Origin of the sequence: Micromonospora sp. (assembly GCF_048594385.1) — a bacterium.
Taxonomy (GTDB): domain Bacteria; phylum Actinomycetota; class Actinomycetes; order Mycobacteriales; family Micromonosporaceae; genus Micromonospora; species Micromonospora wenchangensis.
The window spans coordinates 1-2,308 of the sequence record NZ_JBMDWU010000487.1 but is presented as its reverse complement, the minus strand read 5'-3'; the positions used below and the strand labels follow the sequence as shown (position 1 = coordinate 2,308).

2 protein-coding genes are annotated in these 2,308 nt (G+C 70.8%); both read left to right on the top strand.

Going from position 1 to position 2,308, the window contains the following annotated elements; all coding sequences use genetic code 11:
- Positions 1 to 111 precede the first annotated feature (111 nt).
- The gene (locus ACOJTC_RS26380) at positions 112 to 693 is read left to right on the top strand and encodes a TlpA family protein disulfide reductase (protein ID WP_204923060.1); all 582 of its coding nucleotides are present in this window, start codon (positions 112 to 114) and stop codon (positions 691 to 693) included.
- 452 nt (positions 694 to 1,145) lie between these two features.
- Positions 1,146 to 2,258 (top strand): sugar phosphate isomerase/epimerase family protein, encoded by a 1,113-nt coding sequence (locus ACOJTC_RS26375; protein ID WP_357935475.1) that lies wholly within the window; start codon positions 1,146 to 1,148, stop codon positions 2,256 to 2,258.
- Positions 2,259 to 2,308 lie beyond the last annotated feature (50 nt).

Sequence of the window (2,308 nt, the reverse complement as noted above, 5' to 3'; positions counted from 1 at the left end):
GGTGCAGGTGCCGCAGCGCGCCGGGTACCGGCTGGAGGTGGCCGGCCGGCCGGCGCTCGACCTGACCCCGGACACCAGTGAGGGTCCGGCGCTGGTCGCGGTGGTGCCGGCATGAGACGGCTGCTCGCCCCGCTGCTGGCGGTGCTGGTGCTGGCCGGCTGCACCGCCCGACCGGCCGACCCGCCCGCACCGGCGGCGCTCGCCGGGGGTGCCGCGACGTTGCCCGGACCGGTCCCCGCCGACCTCGCGCTGCGCCCGCCGCCCGGCGGCGCACCGGCCGCCCCGGCGTTCACCGGCGGGCTGACCGACGGCACCCCGCTCACCGCCGCCCGGCTCTGGGCCGACCGCCCGGTGGTGTTCACCTTCTTCAGTTCCTGGTGCACCACCTGTGCCGACCGGCAGGACGCGCTGAGCGAACTGGCCCGCCGGTACCGCGACCGGGTGGTCTTCGTCGGGGTGGCCGGCGTCGACCAGGCCGACGAGTTGCAGGACTACCTGCGGACGCACCGGGTGGAGTACCCCGTCGTGGTGGACGACCAGCAGACCGTCTGGCGGTCGTACGCGGTGCGCGAGCCACCGGCCGTGGTGCTGGTCGCCAAGGGTGGCGCGTTGCTGCGCGGCTGGCCGGGCGGGCTGGACGCGGCGGCGCTGGAGCAGCGGCTCGGGGAACTGGTGCTGGCCGGTCCCGGGTAGCGGGCCGGGCGCACCGCACGACGGACCGACGCTCCGGTCGATGGTGGAGCGGTCGGTGGCGACGCGACGGGCGTGGTGTCGATTCGATTCCGGTCGACCCCGCGCCCCCCGCGTCGCGTCCGCCTGTCCGCGTCCCGTCCCCGTCGGTGTTCGTGCTGGTGAGGGACGGGGGATCGACCGGTGAGCCGATGGTGGGCGACCGTTCGGGCATCGGTTCTGACCATCAGGAACTTTTGTTCGCGCGAACAAAAGTTTCTCCGTCCGAGGTCTATCTTTAGCCGTCGGCCACCGTTAGTGTCCGGTTCACAGACGTAACACGGTTGACATCCCCCCTTGATCGAGCAGTCATCCACCGGGCCACGCGTATTCGGCGGCGCAGGTCCTTCGAACTCTCCCAGCAGGACTCGCACGTCTCAGTGGCCCGTCAGGGCCACCCTCGAAAGGTGGAACTTGTGAACGAGGATCAGCGCCGCATGGCCTCCGACCCCCAGTACCGCACCCAGGTCACCCGCCGTAAGCTGCTGGCCGCGTCGGCCGGCGCCGCCGCCGTGCTCGGCGCGGCCGGCCTGCCGGTGCTCCAGACCAAGGGCCCGGCCCGCGCGGACGGCAAGTGGCAGGTCGACCCGCTCATCCCGGCGCAGAACCGGGGCATCATCCTCTACAGCGTCCGGGACCGCATCTCCGCCGCCCCGGACGACAGCGGCGTGCCCTACGGCTTCGAGCGGGTGCTCGCCAGCCTGGCCGAGATGGGCTACAAGGAGATCGAGTTCGCCGGCTACAACCAGCACACCTCGATCCTGGGCCGGCAGATCACCCCGACCGAGATCCGCAAGATCCTCGACGACAACGGGCTGGTCGCCAACGGCACCCACACGTCGATCAACGCGGCCACCTTCCAGCAGCAGCTGGACATCGCCGAGGAACTCGGCATGAAGAACATCGGCACCGGCAGCGACCCGACCAACAGCGCCTACCAGTCCGACTGGGACGCCGCCGCCGACCTGTGGAACGAGCTGGGCCGGCAGGCCAAGGAGCGCAAGATGCGCCTCTACACCCACAACCACGACGTGGCCTACTCGTTCCTGCTCGACAGCGGCCCGCTGGACGCGAACGGAAAGCCGACCCGCTCCTCCGGCGTGCGCCGGCTGGAGTACTTCTTCGCCAAGACCGACCCGAAGTACGTCTACTTCGAGTGCGACATCTACTGGGCGTACGTGGCCCGGTTCAAGCACACCAAGTACACCAACTCGGCCGGCCAGCAGAAGACCTCGCTGTTCGACCCGATCCTGAACGTGGCCCGGCGCACCAAGCGGTTCCCGCTGTTCCACGCCAAGGACGGCAACCGCAACTCCGCTCTGGCCAACGGCTACGAGATGATCCCGCTCGGTGAGGGCGACATCAACTTCCAGCAGTTCTTCCAGACCATCGGCGAGTCCGACTTCCACCACGCCAACTGGGAGATGGACACCGCCCCCGGCGGTGCCGCCAACCCGGGCCAGTCGCTGGACTTCGCCCGGCTCAGCTACGCCAACATGGCCGACCTGACCATCTACCACCAGAGCTGACGCGCCCGGCGGCCGGCAGCCGGCCGCCGGCTGCGCCCCGACCGGCGGTC

Excerpts from the sequence above, each read along its gene's own strand:
- ACOJTC_RS26380 (WP_204923060.1), top strand. The coding sequence starts at position 112 with ATGAGACGGCTGCTCGCCCCGCTGCTGGCGGTGCTGGTGCTGGCCGGC.